This window comes from Marinobacter sp. CA1 (genome assembly GCF_020546665.1).
Lineage (GTDB): Bacteria > Pseudomonadota > Gammaproteobacteria > Pseudomonadales > Oleiphilaceae > Marinobacter > Marinobacter xestospongiae.
Genome location: NZ_CP071785.1, coordinates 4,076,316 through 4,098,413, shown reverse-complemented (window position 1 = coordinate 4,098,413; position 22,098 = coordinate 4,076,316). Strand labels below are relative to the sequence as shown.

At 60.9% G+C, this 22,098-nt stretch carries 20 protein-coding genes; 13 read left to right on the top strand and 7 right to left on the bottom strand.

The annotated features are described in order from the left end of the window. Nucleotides 1–42: 42 nt before the first annotated feature. The 3 genes from J2887_RS18820 to J2887_RS18810 form a co-directional block, all read right to left on the bottom strand. A complete protein-coding gene (locus J2887_RS18820) occupies nt 43–456 on the bottom strand; it encodes a phosphate ABC transporter substrate-binding protein (RefSeq protein WP_227172661.1) in 414 nt (137 codons plus the stop codon). An 11-nt stretch (nt 457–467) separates the two neighbouring features. Continuing rightward, nucleotides 468–1,622, bottom strand: coding sequence for a porin family protein (locus tag J2887_RS18815; RefSeq protein WP_227172660.1), 1,155 nt, complete (start codon nt 1,620–1,622; stop codon nt 468–470). 72 nt (nt 1,623–1,694) lie between these two features. Then, the gene (locus J2887_RS18810) at nt 1,695–3,308 is read right to left on the bottom strand and encodes a methyl-accepting chemotaxis protein (protein WP_227172659.1); all 1,614 of its coding nucleotides are present in this window, start codon (nt 3,306–3,308) and stop codon (nt 1,695–1,697) included. Nucleotides 3,309–3,584: 276 nt separating this feature from the next. On the opposite strand from J2887_RS18810, the gene uvrD reads away from it, so the two are divergent. Further along, nucleotides 3,585–5,750, top strand: a complete 2,166-nt coding sequence (uvrD, locus tag J2887_RS18805) for a DNA helicase II (protein ID WP_227172658.1) — start codon at nt 3,585–3,587, stop codon at nt 5,748–5,750. A gap of 27 nt (nt 5,751–5,777) precedes the next feature. Here uvrD and J2887_RS18800 read toward each other — a convergent pair whose 3' ends face one another. Together J2887_RS18800 and J2887_RS18795 are read right to left on the bottom strand one after the other, a co-directional pair. Continuing rightward, entirely contained in the window at nt 5,778–6,770 is a 993-nt protein-coding gene (locus J2887_RS18800; RefSeq protein WP_227172657.1) for a GGDEF domain-containing protein, read from the bottom strand. A 156-nt stretch (nt 6,771–6,926) separates the two neighbouring features. Then, the gene (locus J2887_RS18795; protein WP_227172656.1) at nt 6,927–7,325 is read right to left on the bottom strand and encodes an acyl-CoA thioesterase; all 399 of its coding nucleotides are present in this window, start codon (nt 7,323–7,325) and stop codon (nt 6,927–6,929) included. A 286-nt stretch (nt 7,326–7,611) separates the two neighbouring features. On the opposite strand from J2887_RS18795, the gene J2887_RS18790 reads away from it, so the two are divergent. From J2887_RS18790 to J2887_RS18755, 8 genes are all read left to right on the top strand, one after another. After that, nucleotides 7,612–8,661 (top strand): substrate-binding domain-containing protein, encoded by a 1,050-nt coding sequence (locus J2887_RS18790; protein WP_227172655.1) that lies wholly within the window; start codon nt 7,612–7,614, stop codon nt 8,659–8,661. 145 nt (nt 8,662–8,806) lie between these two features. Beyond that, nucleotides 8,807–10,195 (top strand): phosphate ABC transporter permease subunit PstC, encoded by a 1,389-nt coding sequence (gene pstC / locus J2887_RS18785; protein ID WP_227172654.1) that lies wholly within the window; start codon nt 8,807–8,809, stop codon nt 10,193–10,195. Further along, complete coding sequence (gene pstA, locus J2887_RS18780) at nt 10,188–11,468, top strand: phosphate ABC transporter permease PstA (RefSeq protein WP_227172653.1); 1,281 nt, start codon at nt 10,188–10,190, stop codon at nt 11,466–11,468. Before pstC ends, pstA begins: the two co-directional genes overlap by 8 nt. Nucleotides 11,469–11,478: 10 nt before the next feature. Then, nucleotides 11,479–12,375 (top strand): phosphate ABC transporter ATP-binding protein PstB, encoded by an 897-nt coding sequence (gene pstB, locus J2887_RS18775; RefSeq protein ID WP_227172652.1) that lies wholly within the window; start codon nt 11,479–11,481, stop codon nt 12,373–12,375. 38 nt (nt 12,376–12,413) lie between these two features. After that, nucleotides 12,414–13,136 (top strand): phosphate signaling complex protein PhoU, encoded by a 723-nt coding sequence (gene phoU / locus J2887_RS18770; protein ID WP_227172651.1) that lies wholly within the window; start codon nt 12,414–12,416, stop codon nt 13,134–13,136. 281 nt (nt 13,137–13,417) lie between these two features. After that, nucleotides 13,418–13,846 (top strand): hypothetical protein, encoded by a 429-nt coding sequence (locus J2887_RS18765; protein WP_227172650.1) that lies wholly within the window; start codon nt 13,418–13,420, stop codon nt 13,844–13,846. A gap of 96 nt (nt 13,847–13,942) precedes the next feature. Then, nucleotides 13,943–14,311: a DUF2513 domain-containing protein gene (locus J2887_RS18760; RefSeq protein ID WP_227172649.1), complete on the top strand. Its 369-nt coding sequence runs from the start codon at nt 13,943–13,945 to the stop codon at nt 14,309–14,311. Nucleotides 14,312–14,716: 405 nt separating this feature from the next. Further along, nucleotides 14,717–15,745 carry an IS630 family transposase gene (locus tag J2887_RS18755; protein WP_227172648.1) on the top strand — a complete coding sequence of 343 codons (1,029 nt, stop codon included), beginning with the start codon at nt 14,717–14,719 and terminating at the stop codon, nt 15,743–15,745. A gap of 344 nt (nt 15,746–16,089) precedes the next feature. Here the strand turns inward: J2887_RS18755 and J2887_RS18750 are convergent, their stop codons facing one another. Continuing rightward, on the bottom strand, nt 16,090–16,509 hold the full coding sequence (locus J2887_RS18750; RefSeq protein ID WP_227172647.1) for a hypothetical protein: 420 nt from the start codon (nt 16,507–16,509) through the stop codon (nt 16,090–16,092). Nucleotides 16,510–16,665: 156 nt separating this feature from the next. On the opposite strand from J2887_RS18750, the gene J2887_RS18745 reads away from it, so the two are divergent. From J2887_RS18745 to J2887_RS18730, 4 genes are all read left to right on the top strand, one after another. After that, complete coding sequence (locus J2887_RS18745; protein ID WP_227172646.1) at nt 16,666–17,463, top strand: alpha/beta fold hydrolase; 798 nt, start codon at nt 16,666–16,668, stop codon at nt 17,461–17,463. A 119-nt stretch (nt 17,464–17,582) separates the two neighbouring features. Further along, nucleotides 17,583–18,671, top strand: coding sequence for an SMP-30/gluconolactonase/LRE family protein (locus J2887_RS18740; RefSeq protein ID WP_227172645.1), 1,089 nt, complete (start codon nt 17,583–17,585; stop codon nt 18,669–18,671). Next, nucleotides 18,668–19,144: an acyl-CoA thioesterase gene (locus J2887_RS18735; RefSeq protein WP_227172644.1), complete on the top strand. Its 477-nt coding sequence runs from the start codon at nt 18,668–18,670 to the stop codon at nt 19,142–19,144. Before J2887_RS18740 ends, J2887_RS18735 begins: the two co-directional genes overlap by 4 nt. 67 nt (nt 19,145–19,211) lie before the next feature. Continuing rightward, nucleotides 19,212–20,195, top strand: a complete 984-nt coding sequence (locus tag J2887_RS18730) for an NADP-dependent oxidoreductase (protein ID WP_227172643.1) — start codon at nt 19,212–19,214, stop codon at nt 20,193–20,195. Between the two features lie 38 nt (nt 20,196–20,233). Here J2887_RS18730 and J2887_RS18725 read toward each other — a convergent pair whose 3' ends face one another. Continuing rightward, a complete protein-coding gene (locus J2887_RS18725) occupies nt 20,234–22,072 on the bottom strand; it encodes a cation:proton antiporter (protein ID WP_227172642.1) in 1,839 nt (612 codons plus the stop codon). Between the last annotated feature and the right edge of the window lie 26 nt (nt 22,073–22,098).

The window sequence follows — 22,098 nt, the reverse complement described above, 5'->3', positions numbered from 1 at the left end:
CGATGGTGAGAAGCGCCCCCGCTGGGCGGGGGCGCTGGTTACTCAGGGGGTGAGGATGACCTTGACGGTATCGTCGACCTCGGCGGCATCGATGTAGCCGATACCGCCCGGGGTGGAAGCGACGGAGTTCTTCACCGCGCCGGCGTTGGCCAGCTCCTGGGGGGGCTGGCCACGACCGGTGAACACCTGCTGGGACCAGAACGCCTTGAGCTGGGCGTCGTTGCGGTTGGTAATCTTGCCGTGGAAGTCGGCCCGTACCGGGTTGCCGCTCTGAAGCTCAAACGGCACGGCTTTCTGGCCATCCGGCAGCTGCTGGCTGCGGTTGAGGTAGATATCGCGGACCTGGCTGGCGCTGATGCTGTCCGGGCCCGCCGGGTTGCCAATCACCACCACGTCGGCCAGTGCCTGGGTGGCGACACAGCTCAGGGCAAGTACTGCTGCAAACAGGGTCTTCATGGGTCGCCTCCTTAGAACGCCGAATCGATCTTGACGGTGTAGACATTGGTGCTGGATTCGGTGGTCATCGGGTTACCCAGCCCACCGGGCTTGCCGTCGAAGCCACGGGCGTGAGTCACGTCCGCCTTGATGGCGATACCGGGGATCACGTCCCAGCGCAGGCCCAGGCTGTATTCGTCACGGCGCGTGTTGAGGGCTGCCAGAGTCGGGTCCACGGCCAGCGGACGGTCGTCGTTGTCGACGGATTCAATCCAGCCAACCTTGGCGTAAGGCGTCACGCTGCCAAAACGATGGCCGACAGAGAGGTAGGCGGAATCGGTGTCCGCGAAAATGCCGTCCACTTCCACCCGGGTCACCTCCGACAGCACCTGCCAGTTACCATCGTCGTAACCAAAGCCGAGGCCGTAGAAGTTGCTGCGGTCGGAATCGGCGATGAAGAAGCCCTGGCCCTCAATGGTGGTTTCCGCGGTGGCGGCCACCGCCCGCAGGCTCCAGATGTAATCGGTCCACAGCAGGGTCAGGCCGCCGGCGTTGCGCAGGCGTACGTCCACTGGCTGGCCGGCGGTGAGGGTGTCCTCATCGGTGAATCCGCCGAACAAGGTGGTGGTCAGGGAGGAGCTGTCGAAATTCAGGGTGTGGGCGACATCGGCACCTACGTAACTGGTGATGTCCGCCGGCTCATAGACCGCTTCTGAGGGCCGCACCCAGGGCTGGGAATAGCCGACTTCCAGCGAGTCCGAATACATGAAGAACGGCAGGCGCATTTTACCGGCCCGCACCTGCAGGTTGTTGGTGGGGCGGTGGCTGATGTAGGCCCATTCCAGCGCCGGGTCCCAGTCTTCCTCACCACGGCCGATGATCTGCATCACCGCCTGGGTTTTGTCGTTGACCTGGAAGCTGCCCTGCAGGGCGAACAGGCTCAGGTCTTTGACTTCGGCCTTGTCGGTGATGCCGGCAAAGCCGGCGTTGTTGCTGGCGCGGGCGAAACCGGTGCTGAAGAAACCGTTGAGGCGTACCCGGTCGCTCTGGGATTGTGTTAACTGCTGTTGCAGTGCGTTCAGGCGTTGCTCGAGCTGGTCGATCTTGTCATCGGTGGTTTGGGCGCTGACGCCGGCCGCAGCCAGGCACAGCGCCAGTGGGGTGGCACGAAGGGTTTTCGGGGTCATGAGGCTACTCCGTTGTGGCTGTTTTGCCCGCCTGTGCGGGCTTGTTGTTTCTGACGCTTGGAGCTTGGGGCGTCAGACCCGGAACTGCCCGGCAACGGACTGCAGACCGTTGCTTACGTCATGAATGTCCTTGCTGGCGGTGTCGAGCTGGTGGGTGCTTTCCATCACCTGCTCGGCGTTCCGGTGCATGTCCGTCATATGCCCGGTCACCTCGTTGAAGGTGGTGCTCTGTTCGTAGGTGGCCGCTGCTATCTGCTCGTTCAGTTCGCTGATCTGCTGAACACTGGCGAGGATCTTGGTGAGGATGTCGCCGGACTCGTTGGTGGCGGTGACGCCGTCGTGGGCCCGGGTAACGCTGTGCTCCATGGCTTCCACCGCCGATGATGACAGCCGGGACAGCTCCGAAATCACCGTCTGGATTTCTTCAGTGGCCTTATGGGTGCGTACCGCCAGGCCCCGGACCTCATCGGCCACCACCGCAAAGCCACGGCCATGCTCGCCGGCACGGGCAGCCTCGATGGCGGCGTTGAGGGCCAGCAGGTTGGTCTGTTCGGCAACGGTCTGGATGGTGTCCAGCAGGCCGCCAACGCGACTGGAGAACTCGTCGAACTGGTTCACCAGCTGGGCGGTGCCCTCGATGTCGGTCACCAGTTGCTTGATGGTGTCGACGTTGGCGTTCACCGTGGTCTGGCCGGACTGGGCGAACTTGGCGGCGTCCTGGGTCTGGTCGGAGGCGCTGGAGGCGAATCCGGCCACTTCCTCGACGCTGCGAACCAGCTCGTCCACCGAGTTACGGGTAGAGGAAATGGCTTGAGCCTGGCTGCTGATGCGCTCCAGATTGACTTGGCTGGTGGTGGCCAGCAACTCCGCCACTGTGTTGAGTTCGCCCACGTCCTTGCGGATGGTGGCAAAGGAAGAATGGAGTTTTTCCACAAAACGGTTGAACTGTTCCACCAGTTCCCGCAACTCGTCGCGACCCTGGTAATCAATGCGGGCGGTCAGGTCGCCTTCGCCGGAGGCCATGTCACGCAGCGGCTCGATAATGCGCTGCAGGCTGCCGGTGATGGAGCGGGCAATCACCACGCTCAGCACCACCAGCACCGTCAGCGCGGCGATGGCGATGGTCAGGGAGGCGGTCCCGGCCTGGCTGGCGGCTTGCACGGTGTCGCTGATCTCGCCCTGGAAGCGGGACCGGGTCAGTTTGCGCATAGCGTCCAGGTCGCTGCGCAGCTGTTCCAGGCGTTGGGCGTTGGCGGCGGCCTCGTCACCGATACGGCTGAAATCGGCGGTGCCGTCGATCACCCCGGTGGCCAGGTTGGACGCCTTGTTGTAGTAGGTGTCGAGCAGCTTGCCGAGGTCCCGGGCCTCACTGGCCAGGGCCGGGTTGAGGCGGGCGATGTCGGTCAGGTTGCCGCGAATGGTGTCGTAGTAGCCGCGGGTTTCCTGCAGCAGGTCCTTGTCGCCGGTGGTGACGGAGTTCTTCAGCTGCATCTCCATCAGCGCCAACTGGCCGAGGTTGATGGTGGTGCGTTCCAGGGTGGGGTAGAGCCTCTCTTCCACCTGGGCTAGACGCTCGGAATTACTGCGCTCGGTGACGATGGAAAACCCCTGGCTGATGCTGAACGCAAGGATGGCCACGGCCACCAGTAACGCCAGTTTGTGGGATATCTTGAGAGCGGACAGCATGGCTTGGACTCCTGACCGGGCCGTAAGGCAGCGTATTACAGATTATTTGCAGCTTGGTTCACACTACCGTAAGTGCGCAAACGTAACGGTCTGTAGTGTTTTGATGAAGGGTACGTAATTTTACCTAGGTTGGCCGGTTATGACCAGAACGTCGCATTGACGGGCGTCAGTGTTGATGGCGGTTTGGGCTCGCTGAAGCCGAATCCGGTCCGGGCTGGTATACTTCGCCGTTGACATTCATTGCGCCCTCGGGCGCCAGGCCTGTGACGATTTCCCATGGACGTATCCCCGATCATCGACCCGCTCAACGACGCCCAGCGTGAGGCGGTGACCGCTCCCAACGACCACTTGCTGGTGCTGGCCGGCGCCGGCAGCGGCAAGACCCGGGTGCTGGTGCACCGGATGGCCTGGCTGATGCAAGTGGAACAGTTGCCGCCCACCAGCCTGCTGGCGGTGACCTTCACCAACAAGGCCGCGCGGGAAATGCGGCATCGTATTGAGCAGATGCTCAACCTGCCGTCCCGGGGCATGTGGTTTGGTACCTTCCACGGCATCGCCCACCGCTTGCTGCGTTCCCACTGGCAGGATGCTGGCCTGCCGGAGAACTTTCAGGTGCTGGACAGTGACGACCAGCTGCGGCTGGTGAAGCGGGTGATGCGGGAGCTGCAGATCGATGAGACCCGCTGGCCGCCAAAACAGGTGCAGTGGTACATCAACAGCCAGAAAGACGAAGGCTTGCGGGCGGAGCACATCCAGGCCAATCCCAGTGACCATTTCACCTCGGTGATGGTGAAAATCTACGAGCACTACCAGCGCCTGTGCCAGCAAAGCGGCCTGGTGGACTTTGGCGAACTGCTGCTGCGGTCCCACGAACTGTGGCTACAGCGTCCGGAGCTGCTGGCCCACTACCAGCGCCGGTTCCGCCACATTCTGGTGGACGAGTTCCAGGACACCAACACCGTGCAATACGCCTGGCTGCAGGTGCTGGCCGGCCAGCGGGTCCCGCTGACCATCGTGGGTGACGACGACCAGTCCATTTACGGCTGGCGCGGAGCCAAGATCGAGAACATTCAGCAGTTCCAGCAGGACTTCCCCAATGGCCGGCTGGTACGGCTGGAGCAGAACTATCGCTCGACCCAGACCATCCTCAAGGCTGCCAATGCGGTCATCGCCAACAACCAGGGCCGACTGGGCAAGCAGTTGTGGACCGATGGTCCCGAGGGCGACCCCATCAGCCTCTACGCCGCTTTCAATGAGCAGGACGAAGCCAACTACATCGCCGATACCATTGAGAGCTGGGTGGCGGATGGCAACCTGCGCAGTGAGGTGGCGATCCTCTATCGTTCCAACGCCCAGTCCCGGGTGCTGGAGGAATCGCTGATGCGCCAGGGCATTCCCTACCGGGTGTATGGCGGGCTGCGGTTCTACGACCGCCAGGAAATCCGCAATGCCCTGGCGTACCTGCGACTGGTGCACTATCGCCGCGACGACGCGGCGTTTGAGCGGGTGGTGAACGTGCCGCCCCGGGGCATTGGCGCCAAGAGCCTGGCGGAGTTGCGCCAGTTCGCCACCGAGCAGGGTATCTCGTTGTGGGAGGCCGGAGAGCGGCTGTTGGCGGCCGGGCAGGTCAAAGGTCGTGCCAAGACCGGCCTGCAACGGTTTGTCGGTATCATCGAGTCGCTGTCGGAACTGGTACCCAACGCCTCGCTGCAGGGGCTGATGAAGCAGACCATCGAAGACAGTGGGCTGAAGGACCATCACGCCAACGAGAAGGGCGAGAAGGCCCAGGCCCGGGTGGAGAACCTGGAGGAACTGGTCAACGCCCTCTCCGATTTTGAGGTGGAAGAGGGGGTGGACCCGCTGTCGGAGTTCATCGCCCAGGCGGCGCTGGATGCCGGGGAGTCCCAGGCCGAGGCCCACGAAGACAGCGTCCAGTTGATGACCCTGCACGCCGCCAAGGGCCTGGAGTTCCCGGTGGTGTTTCTGGCCGGGGTGGAGGAAGGGTTGTTCCCCCATGGCATGTCGCTGGAGGAGCCCGGCCGCATGGAAGAGGAGCGCCGGCTGGCCTACGTCGGCATTACCCGGGCGATGAAACGTCTGGTGCTGACTTACGCCGAGTCCCGTCGCATCTATGGTCAGGAGAAGTTCCACGCGCTGTCCCGGTTTGTGCGGGAGATTCCGTCGGACTGCCTGCAGGAAGTTCGCCTGCGCAACACCGTCAGTCGTCCGGCCATGGTGGAGCGTGCCAACGAAAGCCTGTTCAGCAACGACGCCAGTGCCGAGGCCGGTTTCCGTCTTGGCCAGCGGGTACGGCATCCCAAGTTTGGCGAGGGGATTGTGATGAACTGCGAAGGCAGCGGTCACCATACCCGGGTGCAGGTCAACTTCGATGACGGCGCCAAATGGCTGGTGCTGGCCTACGCCCCGCTGGAGGCCTGCTGAGACCAGGGCGGGCGCACTGTTGCCGGCTCAGGCCGGCTGGCGATACAGCCGGACCTGGTTGCGGCCATTGGTCTTGGCCTCGTAGAGCGCCTTGTCGGTGGCATTGATCACATCGTCGGTGGTGGTGCCATGATGTGGCGCGGTGGCCAGACCTGAGGAAAAGCTGACCGCCAGGCTCAGGCCGGGGAGCTGGACCGCCATCGGGCTGTGATCCCGGCGCCAGCTCATGATCCTCACGTGGGCGTCCGCCAGCGACAGCCCCGGCATCATGATCAGGAACTCCTCCCCGCCCCAGCGGCAGACCACATCCTCTTTCCGCATCCCGGCGCACAGCCGCTGGCTGACTTCCACCAGAACCTGGTCACCCACAGAGTGGCCATGGCTGTCGTTGAGTTCCTTGAAGTGATCAATGTCGAGCATCATCAGCGTCACCGGATAGGTTTCCCTATGGGCGCGGCTGAGTTCCCGGGTCAGGCTTTCAAGGAAATAGCGCCGGTTGAACAGATTGGTGAGCGGGTCCCGGATGGCCTCCTCTTCCAGTTGCCGGTGCAGTTCCCGGTTCTCCGCCAACTGCGTCTCCAGGGTCTCGTTGGCCTGTTGCAAGGCGAGTTCGGCCTCACGCCGGGCGGTGGTGTCGCGGGATATGCCGCATATATAGACGGAGTTGCCATCGGTGCCGGGCATGGGTGAGAGACAGGTGTCGAAGATGCGGACCTGGTTGGCCTCGAAGCCTTCGGTGGTCTCCTCGAAGCGCAGGATGTGGCCTGCGTCGAGGACCTTGTCATAGTTGCCTGCAATGCGTTCGTACAGATCCGGGTCGAGAATAATCTCATCCAGCCGCCGTCCGCAAAGGTCTGCCGGTTGAAGGCGCATGAACGTTGCCATTGCCTGGTTGCAATAAACCAGGCGGTAGCGCGGGCTCTCCCGGCGCAGGATGAAGACGTGGTCGGTCATGATGTCCATCATGCCGGTCAACAGGTGCCGGTCCAGGAATTCCGGGCCGTTTTGGGGGCTTGTCACGCGTTAAGGTTCCTGATGTCTGATTTTTTATCAGAACTATAGTGTGCTCAGAACCGTAGCGCGACCAGATCCGTCGCGTTAATAGACCTGTTGTGCCCCTGGGAGCCGATGTGGGTGCCCGGTGACAGCCGTTCAGCGGTGCGATCAGGTTGCCGGCTACTGGTCCGGAACTTCCCGAATACGCCCATGCTCGTCGATGGCGACATAGACGAACAGCGCCTCGGTTACCTTGCGCTGGCGCTTGGCGCCCCGGTCCAGGGTCCAAACCTCCACCTGGATTTTCATCGAGCTGCGACCGATGTCCACCAGGTCGCAGTAACAGCTGACCTGGGACCCCACCCGCAGCGGAGACAGGAACTCCATCCGGTCGATGGCCACGGTGGCACTGCGGCCGAGGGAGACGCGACCGGCCACGGTGGCGGCCGCCAGGTCCATCTGTTTGACCAGCCAGCCGGCGTAGATGTCGCCGTTGGCGTTGGTGTCACCGGGCAGTGGCACCAGTTGTAATACCAGCTCGCCTTTGGGGGCGGGTTTATCGTCGTCAAGGGAAGTCATGAAGCCTACCTATGCAATTTTTGTAGATTTTGATGGCTGGAGGCATGGTAGCGATCCACGCCGTCGCTGCAAGTTAATAACCGCATCATCCCATTAAAAGGGGTTGCTGTGTATTTCAGTGGCTGTAACAAAGTTGTCACAGTCCCTCCGTATTCTCCAACCATCGGCTCACCCATGCCGTTTGACTGCGGGGCAGGATTTACTCGTTCCGGCAAGGACTTGGACGCGATCCGACCCGATCAGCCACCAAAAAAGCAGCTAACAGCTCAAGTGATGGAGACGTACCGTGATTAAACTGAAAGCAGCTCTCGCCAGCGTTGCCGTAGCCGGTGCCATGGCAGCCGTATCTACCCCGACTCTGGCCCGCGACACGATCAATATCGTCGGTTCCTCAACCGTTTACCCGTTTGCGACCGTGGTTGCTGAGCGCTTCGGCCGTAACACCGACTTCCCGACCCCGAAACTTGAGTCTACCGGTTCCGGCGGTGGTCTGAAGCTGTTCTGTGCCGGTATCGGTACCCAGCACCCGGACATCACCAACGCCTCCCGTCGCATGAAGTCCAGCGAGTTCGAACTGTGCCAGAGCAATGGCGTCAAGGACATCGTTGAAGTCAAGATTGGCAGCGACGGCATCGTTCTGGCCAGCTCCAAAGAAGCCGAGAACCTGGACATCTCTCTGGAGCAGCTGTTCCTGGCCCTGGCCAAGGAAGTTCCGGACCCCAACGGCGGAGACCGCCTGGTCGCCAACCCGTACCAGAACTGGAGCGAAGTTGACGCCAGCCTGCCGAACAAGCCGATCCGTGTAATGGGACCGCCTCCGACGTCCGGTACCCGTGACGCCTTCGTTGAACTGGCCATGGAAGGTGGCTGTGAAGAAATTCCTATGATCGACGCCATGGAAAAAGACGCCAAGGAACAGGTCTGCCAGAGCATCCGTGAAGACGGTGCCTTCGTTGAAGCCGGCGAGAACGACAACCTGATTGTTCAGAAGCTGGCTGCGGACACTTCCTCCTACGGCATCTTCGGCTACAGCTTCCTGGAAGAGAACACCGGTACTCTGCAGGCTGCCACCATCAACGGCATGGAGCCGACCATGGAGAACATCAGCTCCGACGCTTACCCGGTTGCCCGCTCCCTGTGGTTCTACGTCAAGAAAGCCCACGTAGGTGTGGTTCCTGGCATCGCCGAGTACGTGGCTGAGTTCACCAGTGAAGGTACCTGGGGCAACAACGGCTACCTGGCTGACGTTGGCCTGATCCCGCTGGCCCGCTCTGCCCGCATGCAGGCGTCCGAGAACGCCAACAACATGCAAACCATGACTGGCAACGAGCTGTAAGCTCCGCCAGGACAAGGCAGAATGACCAAGAAAAGTGCGGGGCCGGCGGTCTCGCACTTTTCTCGTCTGTAAGGAAAGCCCTGAGAAACCAGTTTATACGCGCTAGTATTGAGCCTTTGCCAAGCGCCAGACAAAGAGAGAATTCATGCAACCTGCCAACCTGATACCACTGCTGGTGGTGTTGATCGCCATCGCGTTCGCCCTGGGCTATGCCCGATCCAGGGCCCTGGCGGCGCCGCTGGGTGGCATCCGACACCTCAAGTCCCTACCGTTCTATTACGCAGCCCGGGCGGCCATGTGGTGTGGCCTGCCGGCACTGCTGATTCTGGCCTGCTGGCTCGGCTTCGAAGGCAAAGTGATCCAAACCCTGATCGTTGGCAGCCTGCCCGACGACCTGCGACCGGAGTCGGCTGGTGAGGCCAGCCTGATCCTGTCGCAGATCAGCAACGTGGCTTCCGGTGCGCTGTCGGCGGACTTTGTCCCCGAGCCCATCGCCGAGGCGGCCACCCGCCTGACCGCCCTGCGTGAAGACAGCAAGCTGATGATGACTCTGCTGGTGGTGGTGATTGCGGTGCTGGGCGGTTTCCTGGCCTGGCTGCGGATTGCACCCCATATCAACGCCCGGGAGAAGTTCGAGACCACCCTGCGGCGGATCTTTTTTGCCTGTGCCGCAGTGGCCATTCTCACCACCGTTGGCATCGTGTTCTCGGTGATCTTCGAGACCATCCGGTTTTTCGACAAGGTGCCGATGACCGAATTCCTGTTCGGTTCTTCCTGGAGTCCGCAGACCGCCATCCGGGTGGACCAGGTGGGCGCGGAAGGCGCCTTCGGCATGATCCCGCTGTTTGTCGGTACCCTGCTGATTTCCGCCATTGCCATGGTGGTGGCAGTGCCGGTGGGGCTGATGTCCGCCATCTACCTGTCCGAATACGCCACCAGGCGGGTGCGGGGTATCGTCAAGCCGCTGCTGGAAATGCTCGCCGGGGTTCCCACCGTGGTCTACGGCTTCTTCGCCGCGCTGACGGTGGCGCCGTTCATTACTGACCTGGCCGCTGCGCTGGGTTTGCAGGCGTCCGCGGAGAGCGCGCTGGCCGCCGGTCTGGTGATGGGGGTGATGATCATCCCGTTCGTGTCGTCACTGTCTGACGACGTCATCAATGCCGTGCCCCAGTCCCTGCGGGATGGTTCCCTGGCGCTGGGCGCGACCCAGTCCGAAACCATGAAGAAGGTTATCTTCCCCGCGGCCCTGCCGGGCATCATGGGGGGCATCCTGCTGGCGGTGTCCCGGGCCATTGGTGAAACCATGATCGTGGTTATGGCTGCCGGTCTGGCCGCCAACCTTACCGCCAACCCGCTGGATGCTGTCACCACCGTCACCGTTCAGATCGTGACCCTGCTGGTGGGTGACCAGGAGTTCGACAGTGCCAAGACACTGGCCGCCTTCGCCCTGGGCATGATGCTGTTCATCGTCACCCTGGTGCTCAACATCATCGCCCTCCATGTGGTTCGCAAATATCGGGAACAGTATGACTAATCCAACTTCTCAGGCGGAGATCGTCCGCCAGTCGCTGAAGCGGCGCTATCGCAAGGAACGGCGCTTCCGGGCCTATGGCATTGCCGCCATCGCCGTGGCTCTGCTGGCCCTGGTAACGCTGTTTACCGACATCATCAGCAAAGGCTACACCGGTTTCCTGAAGACCACGGTGACCCTGGAGGTGACCCTGGACCAGGGCCTGATGTACCTGGAAGACGCCACCGACGATAAAGCCCTGCGGATGGCCGATTTCAAGGCGCCGCTGCTGGCGGCGTTGCAGAAAGAGGTGCCCCAGGCTACGTCCGAGCGCGAGGACCAGCGTGCCCTTAACGGCCTGGTGTCCAGCTATGCCACCAACGAGCTCAAGGACGCCCTCAAGGCCGATCCGTCAATTCTGGGGACCACCCAGACGATGACGTTCCTGGCCAGCGACGATGTGGATGTTTACGTCAAGCACAAGGGCGACACCACCTACTCCATCAAGCTCAGCGAGCGCCAGCAACAGTGGGCCGACCAACTGGTGGAGAAGGGCGTCATTGAGAACTCCTTCAACGACGTGTTCTTCTCCCACGGCGACAGCCGTGAGCCGGGCAATGCCGGTGTGCTGGGGGCAATGGTGGGCTCCCTGCTGACCATGCTGGTGACTCTGTTCCTGTCGTTTCCGATCGGGGTGGCGGCGGCCATCTATCTGGAGGAGTTTGCGCCTCAGAACAAGCTCACTGACTTCATTGAAGTCAACATCAACAACCTCGCGGCGGTGCCGTCGATCATCTTCGGTCTGCTGGGTCTGGCGATCTTCATCAACCTGTTTGGCATGCCCCGGTCGGTGCCGGTGGTGGGTGGTCTGGTACTGATGCTGATGACCCTGCCCACCATCATCATTTCCAGCCGCGCCGCCATCAAAAGTGTGCCGCCGTCGATCCGCGAAGCGGCCGAGGGAATTGGCGCCTCGAAGATGCAGGTGGTGTTGCATCACGTCCTGCCGCTGGCGCTGCCAGGCATGCTGACCGGCTCGATCATCGGCATGGCCCAGGCGCTGGGCGAAACCGCGCCGTTGTTGTTGATTGGTATGGTGGCGTTTATCGTGGATGTGCCGGATGGCTTCTTCGATTCCGCCACGGTTTTGCCGGTCCAGATCTTCCTGTGGGCAGGCAGCCCGGAGCTGGGCTTTATCGAACGCGCGTCGGCGGCCATTATGGTGCTGCTGACCTTCCTGATCAGTATGAATGCATTGGCCATTTGGCTGCGTAAACGTCTCGAGCGCCGGTGGTAAGGAGAATCCCATGAGTACCCTGAACGCAAGTCTTTCCAACGAACAGGCCCAGCGTGATCTGGCCGAAGCGTCAGCTCCTGCCGCTGCCCCGGAAAAGCCGGCCGAGAGCGTCATCGAATACGGCAAAACCGTGGGCACACCGTTCTCCGACGATCCCAAGTTCACCCTGCGGGATGTGGAGGTGTTCTACGGTGATACCCAGGCCATCAAGGGCATCAGCCTGGACATCGCCAAGAACGAGGTCATCGCCTTTATCGGTCCGTCCGGCTGTGGTAAATCAACGTTCCTGCGTTGCCTCAACCGGATGAACGATTCCATCGACATCTGCCGGGTCAAGGGCCAGCTGCAGCTGGACGGCAAGGATCTCTACGATCCCAAGAACGACGTGGTGGAACTGCGGGCCCGGGTGGGCATGGTGTTCCAGAAGCCCAACCCGTTCCCCAAGTCGATCTACGACAACGTCGCCTACGGACCGCGCATTCACGGCCTGGCCAACCGCAAGTCAGAGCTCGACGACATTGTTGAGAACAGCCTGCGCAAGGCCGGTCTTTGGGACGAGGTGAAGGATCGCCTGGATGCTCCTGCCACCGGCATGTCCGGCGGTCAGCAGCAGCGGCTGTGTATTGCCCGCACCATCGCCGTCAGCCCCGAAGTGGTGCTGATGGATGAGCCCTGCTCGGCGCTGGACCCCATCGCCACGGCGCGGGTCGAGGAGCTGATTGCCGAACTGTCGCAAAGCTACACCATCATCATCGTTACCCACTCGATGCAGCAGGCGGCCCGGGTCTCCCATCGCACCGCCTACTTTCACCTGGGCCACCTGGTGGAAGTGAATGAGACCAACAAGGTCTTCACCGCCCCGGAGCATGAGCTGACCGAGTCCTACATTACCGGTCGCTTCGGCTAACGCCGGCCACGGTGGACCAGAGAAGGAGAATACAGGCAATGCCGAACCAGAAAGACGACGTCTACGGTGATCACATCTCCCACCAGTTCAACGAAGAACTGGCGGAGCTCAAGACCCAGTTCCTGAAAATGGGCGGGCTGGTTGAGCAGCAGCTGGCCGACGCGGTCAAGGCCCTGATCGACAACGACGGCCACCTGGCTGACGAAATCCGCGCCCGCGACAAGACCGTGGACCGGATGGAAGTGGAGATCGACGAGGAGTCCACCCGGGTCATCGCCCGTCGCCAGCCCACCGCCCGCGACCTGCGCCTGGTGGTGTCGGTGATCAAGATGGTGGCCGACCTGGAGCGGGTCGGGGATGAAGCCAAGAAAATCGCCAAGTTCGCCATGGGCTTGTCCGAGGAAGGCAAGGCGCCGCGCGGTTACGTGGAAGTGCGCCACATCGGCAACCATGTGGGCGGTATGCTGCACGACGCCCTGGACGCCTTTGCCCGGCTGGATTCCGAGCTGGCGCTGCAGGTGATGAAGGAAGACAAGCGGGTGGATGAAGAGTATCAGGCGGCAATCCGCAGCCTGCTGACCTTCATGATGGAAGACACCCGCAACATCTCCCGCTGCATGTCGGTGATGTGGGTGCTGCGGGCACTGGAGCGGGTGGGCGACCACGCCTGCAACATCGCCGAGAACGTCATCTTCATGGTCAAGGGAGAAGACGTCCGCCACACCTCCATGGAGGAGGCGGAGCGGGTCGTCAGTCAGTAACAGCGATTGCTCAAGCAACAGCGAAAACCGGCACAGGCCCTTGCCTGCGCCGGTTTTTTTATGCCGATGGTTTTTTCATGCCCGTACTGTTGGCCTTGTTTATACAGCCGTCGGGATATTTTGGCGTCTGACACATTTTACGCAAACGAACCTAGGGAGAATCTCTCTAAGTGCTTGATGGAATAGGAGTCGGAGTATAAGTTTGATGGAGAAACTTGGCGGGATATCAGTCTGGTGATGTGTTTAAACACGTAACTTTCCATTGAATCAATGTTAGCCATATGAACGAAGAAGAACGTTGGAACCACATAGTATCGCTTGATGAAGAGCTCTTAAAAGGCGGGGTCATCCTGTCAGAGTGGTGCTCTTTTATTGTCCGAGAGTCGGACCTGGCGTTTGCGAATGGAGCGAACCTGGCATCAATACTGACGGCAGTTTCTGGGATCGAAACCTATCTGCGCTCCGAGTATTCCGAGAAAGAGCGCAGCAGCCTCTTTGAGCTAATTGATGGTGCTCTCATAGCAGACGATCTTCGAGCTGATTTGCACAAGCTACGGAAGTACAGAAATAAGTGGGTGCATGTAAATGACCCATGGGATGATCAGAAGCTGCTTGATGATCCTGAAGAGTCGGAAAAAGAGCTAGAAGAAATGGCTCTGTTCGCCGCTAGAGTGCTGAGAAGAACGATTTATGAGAATCAGTGGGTCTAAAATGGTTAACCAAGCAATTCAATTCGCTCCCTGCGGTCGCCGGACGCTCGTTCCTCGCGCCGTTTATTGCGGGCGTTAAGTTTTCCTGGAGATCTCATGCAACGTGATATGGAACTGGTCATTAAAGTTCTTGAGTTTTTGGAGAATCGCGACGAGATCTCTGTGGTTGAAAAGCTTCATATTGACGGTTTTGACGATCGTGTTGTCGCCTACCATCTACGCCGGATGTTCGAGGCGGGTCTATTGGATGCAGAGTCGACTAACTCGAAAACAACGCCAGACAGGATAATCACTGTTTACCCATTTGGCCTATCTTGGGAAGGACATGAGTTTCTGGATTCGATGCGGAACGAAACCGTTGCCGCACAAGTCCGTCAGAAGCTAGGAAGTTCGCTGGCAAATGTGCCCTTCACAATAATTCGAGAATTGGCGTTGGCACTTGGGCGCACGCAGGTTGGCCTATAAAAACTTAACCAGGAATCCAGTTCGTTCCGGCCCTGATGGGCCTCCACTGGACGGCTTTTTCTACGCTTCGCTACGCAATGGCCGCCGCGGACTATTGGCGTTAAGGTCAGGAGATGTTTTGACCTGAAAATGATCGATAAATGAACTAAAAATAGCGCCTATTCTTAAAATCTGGAGCTGTCATCATCATCGAGAACGACCCCAGATTTCACGTAGGAACGCCATCAAAAAACGCGAGGTTTTCTACAGCCTTGTTAAAAGGCAATGCAGATGAGCGATGAAGGTCATTATGTTGAATGTTGCGAGCACGGTAAGCAGCAGGCGACGTACTAATGAGTACGAAAGTAAGCGAACATCATTTATAATGCAGTCCCTATTCGCCAAGCTTATCGGATATCTCCCCTCATGCGCCATGACGACGGTCGTAAACTCGACCACAAGACATTGGAAGCCCTCCGCATTCGCGCCGTTCAACGTGTGATGGATGGAGAGAGTCCTGAAGTGGTCATCAAGGCTCTTGGCATGAGCCGGGCGCGGATCTATGAGTGGCTGGCGGCCTATCGCGAAGGTGGCTTTGACGCCCTCAAGGCGAAGCAGATTTCAGGCCGACCGAAGAAGCTGACCGGAGACCAGATTCGTGAACTCTACACTTGGATCACCTCATTCACGCCGGATCAACTGAAGTTCGAGTTTGCGTTGTGGACCCGGGCTCGCGTGCGTGAACTGATCCGCCGGGAGTTCAATGTACGCCTGAGCGATGTGTCTGTTGGGCGCCTACTCCGGAACCTCGGTTTGACACCTCAGAAACCGCTGCATAGGGCCTACCAGCAAAACCCGAAAGCAGTGGAACAATGGAAGAAAGAAACCTATCCAGAGATTCAAAAAGAGGCCAAGAAGGCAGGAGCCACCATCTTCTTCGGAGATGAGGCCACCATTCGCTCTGATTATCACAGTGGCACAACCTGGGCCCCTGCGGGCGAAACTCCCCTCATACGAGGGACTGGAAGCCGCTTCAGTCTAAACCTGATTTCTGCCATTTCGCCTCGTGGAGAGCTGCGCTTTAAAACGCTGCAGGGCACCATGAATGCCGAGGTGTTTATCGGTTTTCTCAAAGCTTTGGTTCGGGATGCTGACAAACCCGTGTTCCTGATTTTGGACAACCACCCAGTCCATCATGCCCGCAAGGTCAGAGAGTACGTGGACAATCTTGATGGCAGGCTCAGGTTGTTTTTCTTGCCGCCTTACTCCCCCGAACTGAACCCGGACGAGTCTGTCTGGGGCTACATCAAGTATCACCATGTGGGCAAGAAAGTCATCAACAACAAGGAGCAGCTCCGAGCTATCGTTTATCGGCAACTACGGCGATTGCAGAAATTACCAAAGCTCTTGAAGTCATTTTTCGGGCATCCGGAGCTGGCTTATATCTCGGCGTGATGTTCGCTTACTTTGTTTTGGATTAGTATGTTTGCCAGCATACAGTGCAAAGTCTTCGAGATAGCAAACCGCGAGGATTCTGGTCTTCTGTAGAAAGCCCAGAAAACCCGCGTCCGGATTCTTGGTGTTCCGCCTGTGAGGACGTCGTCAATCGCGTCGGCGAATGGAACGATGAATCTGAAGCGTTTGCTGGCGTAAAGCTGCTTTGTGGAGCCTGCTACGATAAAGCCAAGCAAATGAACTTGGTTAATCGGAAGCGGTGGTGGGAGCTCTGGAAATAAAACCTTTTTCTGAATCCGTGACTTCAGCTCGTTGAAGTCACGGATTCAGGTACTGGTTAAGCCTCAGGGTGTTGCCAGCAATCGTTGCCGCAGCTTGGCGCTGCGGGCCAGCAGCCCCTCAATCCTTGCCAGTTGCGCCACCGTGGATTCCGCGCGCATGGTGCGGTTGGCGGCAAAATCGAACGCCAGCCCGACGCGGCAGTGCCCGGATTCCCGGCGGACGTTTTTTACCACTGCCAGTATCTTCTCCAGATCCAGTTGACCGGCTTCCATCGACAACGCGGCACGCAGTTCCAGGGTGTCGCCTGGGGCGGGCTCCCGGTCCGGTTCCACCACCATCGACAGGCCTTCGCGGGTAAAATCCTCACCGATAGCCGGGTGGAAGCGTGAGAAAAGACCCCGGCGACGGCGCCACTCCAGGGTGAGCTCGGCGGCGGGCATGCGGCGATGGCGACGGCGTTCCTGCTGAAGGAAAGCGGGCATGGCGCGGGTCCTCATGACTGGCGGAAAATGTTCGCTCACTGTAGCCTGTGGATCGCTGGGAAAGCGCGAAGGCTTCCACATTTCCAGGGTTTGATGCAGAGAAAACAAACGTATGACGACACCCGCGGGTAACCGCCGAACAACGGAGCGATGGGCATGACAGTGGCGCTCAACTATCGGGTCAGTGGCGAAGGCGAACCGCTGATCCTGCTGCACGGGCTGTTTGGCTCACTGGAGAATCTGGGCGGCGTGGCCCAGCGGCTGCAGGATGAATACCAGATCCACGCCCTGGATCACCGCAACCACGGCCGTTCTCCTCACACCGATCAGATGGACTACCCGGCCATGGCGGCGGACATTCTGGCCTACATGGACCAGGCCGGTCTGGAGCGGGCCTCACTGCTGGGCCACTCCATGGGCGGCAAGGCGGCGATGCAGGTGGCGCTGAGCGCGCCGGAACGGGTGGAACGGCTGATCGTTGCGGACATTGCTCCGGTGAGTTATCCACCCCATCACGACGTGATTCTGGAAGGGATGACCGGGCTCGACCTGGCGAGCCTGGCGTCGCGCCAGGATGCCGACCGGGCGCTGGCCCGTTACGTCGAGACGCCTGCCGTTCGCCAGTTCCTGCTGAAGAACCTGCAGCGGGTGCCGGAGGAGGAGCGCACCGAGGCCGCCCCGGCGGCTTTCCGCTGGCGCATCAACCTGCCGGTGATCGAGGCCAGCTACAACAACCTGGCCGCTGCGCCGGAAGGGGAGGGGCCGTTCACCGGGCCGGTGCTGTTTCTAAAGGGCAGCGAGTCCGCCTACATCCAGGACAAGCATCGCGAGGCGGTGATGTCACTGTTCCCGAAAGCCCAGTTGCGCATCATCAGCGGTACCGACCACTGGTTGCATGCCGAGAAGCCGGACACCTTCGCCGCTCTGTGCCGCCAGTTTCTAGCGGAGCAGTGATTGCGGGCCAACATCGATTCCGCTGGACAGCCGGATGGCGTTGGCGCCAAGACCATCGTCAGGGTTTGCTATGGTAGGTACGTGCTGAGGGCTAACTCGAACACAACTGGAAGGATTCTATGAGGTGGTTGCTGGCAAGTCTGTTGCTGTTTTTTGTGGTTCTGGGGGGATTCCTGCTGTCGCCATCGCCGGTGGACAGCAAGGCCTGGCAGGCGCCGCCGCCGCCGGCGCTGACCGATGCCCTGGCTCCGAACCAGAAATTGCGGCTGGCGGAGCTGCTGGCCCGGGGCCGGGTGTACGGCCCGGAAGACACCGCCGAGGATGATCAGGGCCGTCTTTACGCCGGTACCCAGGATGGGAGGATTGTAAGAATCTGGCCGGATGGCCGGGTGGAAACCTGGCTTGAGACCAACGGTCGCCCTCTGGGCATGGTGTTCGATGCCGCCGGCAACCTGATTGTTGCTGATGCCTGGCAGGGCCTGCTGCAGGTGTCGCCGGAGGCCAAGGTCACTGTGCTGACCCGGGAAGCCGAAGGCTTGCCGTTCCGCTTTACCGACGATGTCGACATCGCACCCGATGGCCGAATCTATTTCACCGACGCCAGCTCCCGTTTCCACCAGCCGGACTACAAGCTGGATCTGCTGGAGATGCGTCCCCACGGCCGTCTGTTGAGGTACGATCCGCAGACCCGCAAGACCGAAGTGCTGCTGCAGAACCTGCATTTTGCCAACGGCGTTGCGGTGTCGCCTGATGGCACGTACGTGCTGGTCAACGAAACCTGGAAGTACCGCATTCTCAAGTACTGGATTGCCGGTCGCGACGCCGGCCAGGCGGAGATTTTTACCGACAACCTGCCGGGGTTTCCGGACAACCTGGCGGTGGACGAGGTCGGGCGTTACTGGGTGGCGTTTCCCTCCCTGCGCAATGGCCAGATCGACATGATGCACAGCCTGCCCTGGCTCAAGGATCTGGTGGCGAAGCTGCCCGACGGCCTGCAGCCCAAGCCGGAGCCCTACGGCCTGGTGGTGGCACTGGATGAGCAGGGCAGGGTGATTACCAGCCTGCACGACCCCAAGGGCACCCACCTGCAGGAAATCACCTCGGTCAATCCCAGCAACGGTTACCTATACTTTGGTTCACTTCACAATGACCGCATCGGTCGGCTAGCGTTGCGCTCCGTGCCTGGATTGGGAGAGTTCGGCAAATGACAGCAACGGCGGCCATCGACTGGGACCTGGCCAACCCCTTTATCCTCGAGATCGACGTGACCGACGCCGACACCGACCGCCTGGGCCATGCCAACAACGTGGTCTACGTGCGCTGGCTGGAAGACATCAGCTGGGCCCACATCGAAAGCCTGGGCATGACCTGGGATCGCCATGAGGCCACCGGTAAGGCCATGGCCATCACCCGCACCGAGATCGACTACCTGGCGGCGGCCAACGCCGGTGACCGCCTGCTGATGGGCACCTGGCTGACCGCCTTTGACGGCCGTTTCCGTTCTGCCCGGCAATTCCAGCTGGTACGTCCGGGCGATGGCAAGACGCTGATGCGGGCGCTGTCGACCCACGCCTGTGTCGACCTGCGCAGCCAGCGGCCCACCCGGGTGCCGAAGGAATACGGCGACATCCTGGCCAGCGCACTGACCGAGGGTGGCCAGGGCCTGGTCATAAGCAACTGACACGCTCCGGCCGGCTTCTGCTAGGCTGGAGAAAGAACCCCGTCCACTGCCGATCAGGAGAGCCGTCATGGCCCACGATTCCCTGCCCCCAGAGGCCCGCGAGATGCAGCGCATCGTGTACCACCGGTTCGGTGAGGCCGATGAGCTGAGTCTGGAAACCGCGGCGGTTCCCCTGCCCGGTACAGGCCAGGTCTGCGTTCGTGTGGCCGGCGCCGGCCTCAATCCCATTGACTGGAAAACCCGCAAGGGGCTGGGCTTTGCCGCCCGCCAGATCGAGTCACACCTGCCCTGGACACCCGGTTACGACATGGCCGGTGAGGTCATTGCCGTGGGCGATGAGGTCACCACCCTGGCGCCGGGGGACCGGGTGATGGGGATGATCGGTTTTCCCGGCGATGGTGGCGGCTATGCCCAGTACGCCCTGGCCCGGGCCGATGAGCTGGCGATTGTGCCGGAGGAGCTGGATCTGGTCAGCGCTGGAGCGGTGCCGCTGGCGGCACTGACTGCCTGGCAGGGACTGTTTGAAGTGGCGGAACTGGAGCCGGAGCAGAAGGTGCTGATTCACGCCGGTGCCGGCGGTGTTGGTCACTTTGCGGTGCAGTTCGCGCTGGAGCGGGGGGCGCATGTGATCGCCACTGCTTCGGCTGCCAACCGGGATTTCCTCAACGCCCTCGGGGTTCATGAGGTGATCGATTACGCCACCATGGATTTCGTGGACGAGTGCTACGGCCTCGACGTGGTGCTGGATCTGGTGGGTGGCGACATCGGCCGGCGTTCCCTGCACACCCTCAGTGAGCACGGGGTGCTGGTCACTATTCCCACCGTCACCGCTGACGAGATCATTTCCAGTGCCGAAGCCATGGGCCTGAAGGCCCACGGTATGACGGTCAGGCCAGAGGTGTTCCACCTGGAAGAAATCGCCGAACTGATCGAGGACGGCGATGTCCGGGTCCACGTCGAGCGGGTGTTCCCGCTGGCGGAGGCCGGGGCCGCCCAGCAACAGCTGGAACGTGGCCACGGCCGTGGCAAGCTGGTGCTGGACTGCCGCTGAGCGGCGCAGCCCAGTCAGCGGATCAATCGAGCCGGAGGTTAGACGGTGGACTCGCTGTCGACGTCTTTCTCCTTGCGCTCCTTGGGCGGTTGCGGCGGGATCAGACTGATCAGGGTCCAGTCTTTGCCGGGTTTCTTCTCCAGCGCGCCGGTGACCGGCTGGATACGGCCACGGTTGTCGATCACGAACAGCAGCAGGGCCTGGCGTTCGTACTGGGCCTCGAAGTCGTCGTAACTGAATGCCTCACTCAGCTGGGTGGTTTTCACCACATAGCCCTGGCTGGCCAGACTGGCCAGCTTGGCGTAGCTCACCCCGCCAAACAGTCCCCGGGTCCGTTGCACTTTCTCGGCGGTCTGGTGCCGGGCGGCCTGCTGGTCCTGGTCGCCTTCCGACAGGCTGAACACGCTGTTCTTGCCGAACCAGTCGAGGAAGTGATAAGTCGCCTGGGTGTTCAGCTGCTTGTAGGGAGAGATCACCAGCAGGTTGCCCAGGCCGGTGAAGTCCAGGTGGGTGGTAGCGTGTTCCGACACCGGGTTACCGAAGTAGACCTGCAGGTTGTCCATACGGGCCTGGCGGACGTTCTCCCAGTTGGTGTCGGTGAGGGTGACCGGCACCTCGTGTTTCTGCAGGGCGGCGGCGATCTTGCGGGCCATCTGGTTGGCGCCGATGATCAGGTAACCGTAATCCGCCGGTTCCGCCACCTTCAACAGGCGCGCGATGGGGCGGGCGGTGAGGCTTTGCAGGGTGACGGTGGTGATGATCAGCATGAACACCAGTGGCACCAGGGCGCCGGCGCTCTCGTAGCCGAGCTTCTGCAACTGGTAGGCAAACAGCGCCGATACCGCGGCGGCCACGATGCCTCGGGGCGCCACCCAACTCAGGAACAGTTTTTCCCGCCAGTTCAGGGTGGTGCCGATGGCCGCCAGGAACACGCTGGCCGGCCGCGCCAGCAGGATCAGCGCCGCCAGCACAATCACCATATCCCAGCCCAGGGCCGCCATGGCGTCGAACTCCACCCGCGCCGCCAGAATGATGAACAGCCCGGAAATCAGCAACACGCTGAGGGATTCCTTGAATTCCAGGATGCTGTCGATGGGTACCTGCTTCATGTTGGCCATCCAGATACCCATCACGGTGACCGTCAGCAGACCAGACTCATGAGCCAGCTCGTTGGACAGGGCATAGACCCCCAGCATGAAGGTCAGGGTACCGGCGTTGTGAAGGTACTGTGGCAGCAGGTGGCGGCGCAGGGCGATGCCGTTGAGGTAGCCGGCCACCGCGCCGATCAGGAAGCCCACCGCCAGGGTCTTGGCAAAAATGAACAGGGAGTGGCCAAAGACGTTGCCCTGGCCCCAGGACACGATGCCCTCAAACACCAGCACCGCCAGCAGCGCCCCCACCGGATCAATGATGATGCCTTCCCAGCGCAGGATGTTGGCCAGCTTGGCGGTCGGTCGCACGGACCTCAGCAGCGGCACGATCACCGTCGGGCCGGTGACAATGGAAATGGCACCAAACAGCAGTGCAACCTCCCAGGACACCTCCAGCGCCCAGCGGGCGGCGAGGGTGCCGATCAGGCAGGTGACCGCCGAGCCCACCGGGATCAGGTTGCGGACCATCTTGCCGTGGTCACGGATCTCCTGGTAACGCAGCGTCAGGCTGCCCTCGAACAGGATCACCGCCACCGCCAGCGAGATCACCGGAAACAGCAGGTCACCAAACAGCGGTTGCGGGTCCAGCCAGCCCAGCACCGGCCCGGCGGCCAGGCCACCGGCCAGCAGGAACAGAATGGCGGGCATCCGTACCCGCCAGGCCAGCCACTGGCAAAACAGTGAGAGAACGCCAATGCTGGCAAGAAGCATCACAATGCTCGGCATAGAGAGATCAGTCCGTGTCCGTTGGA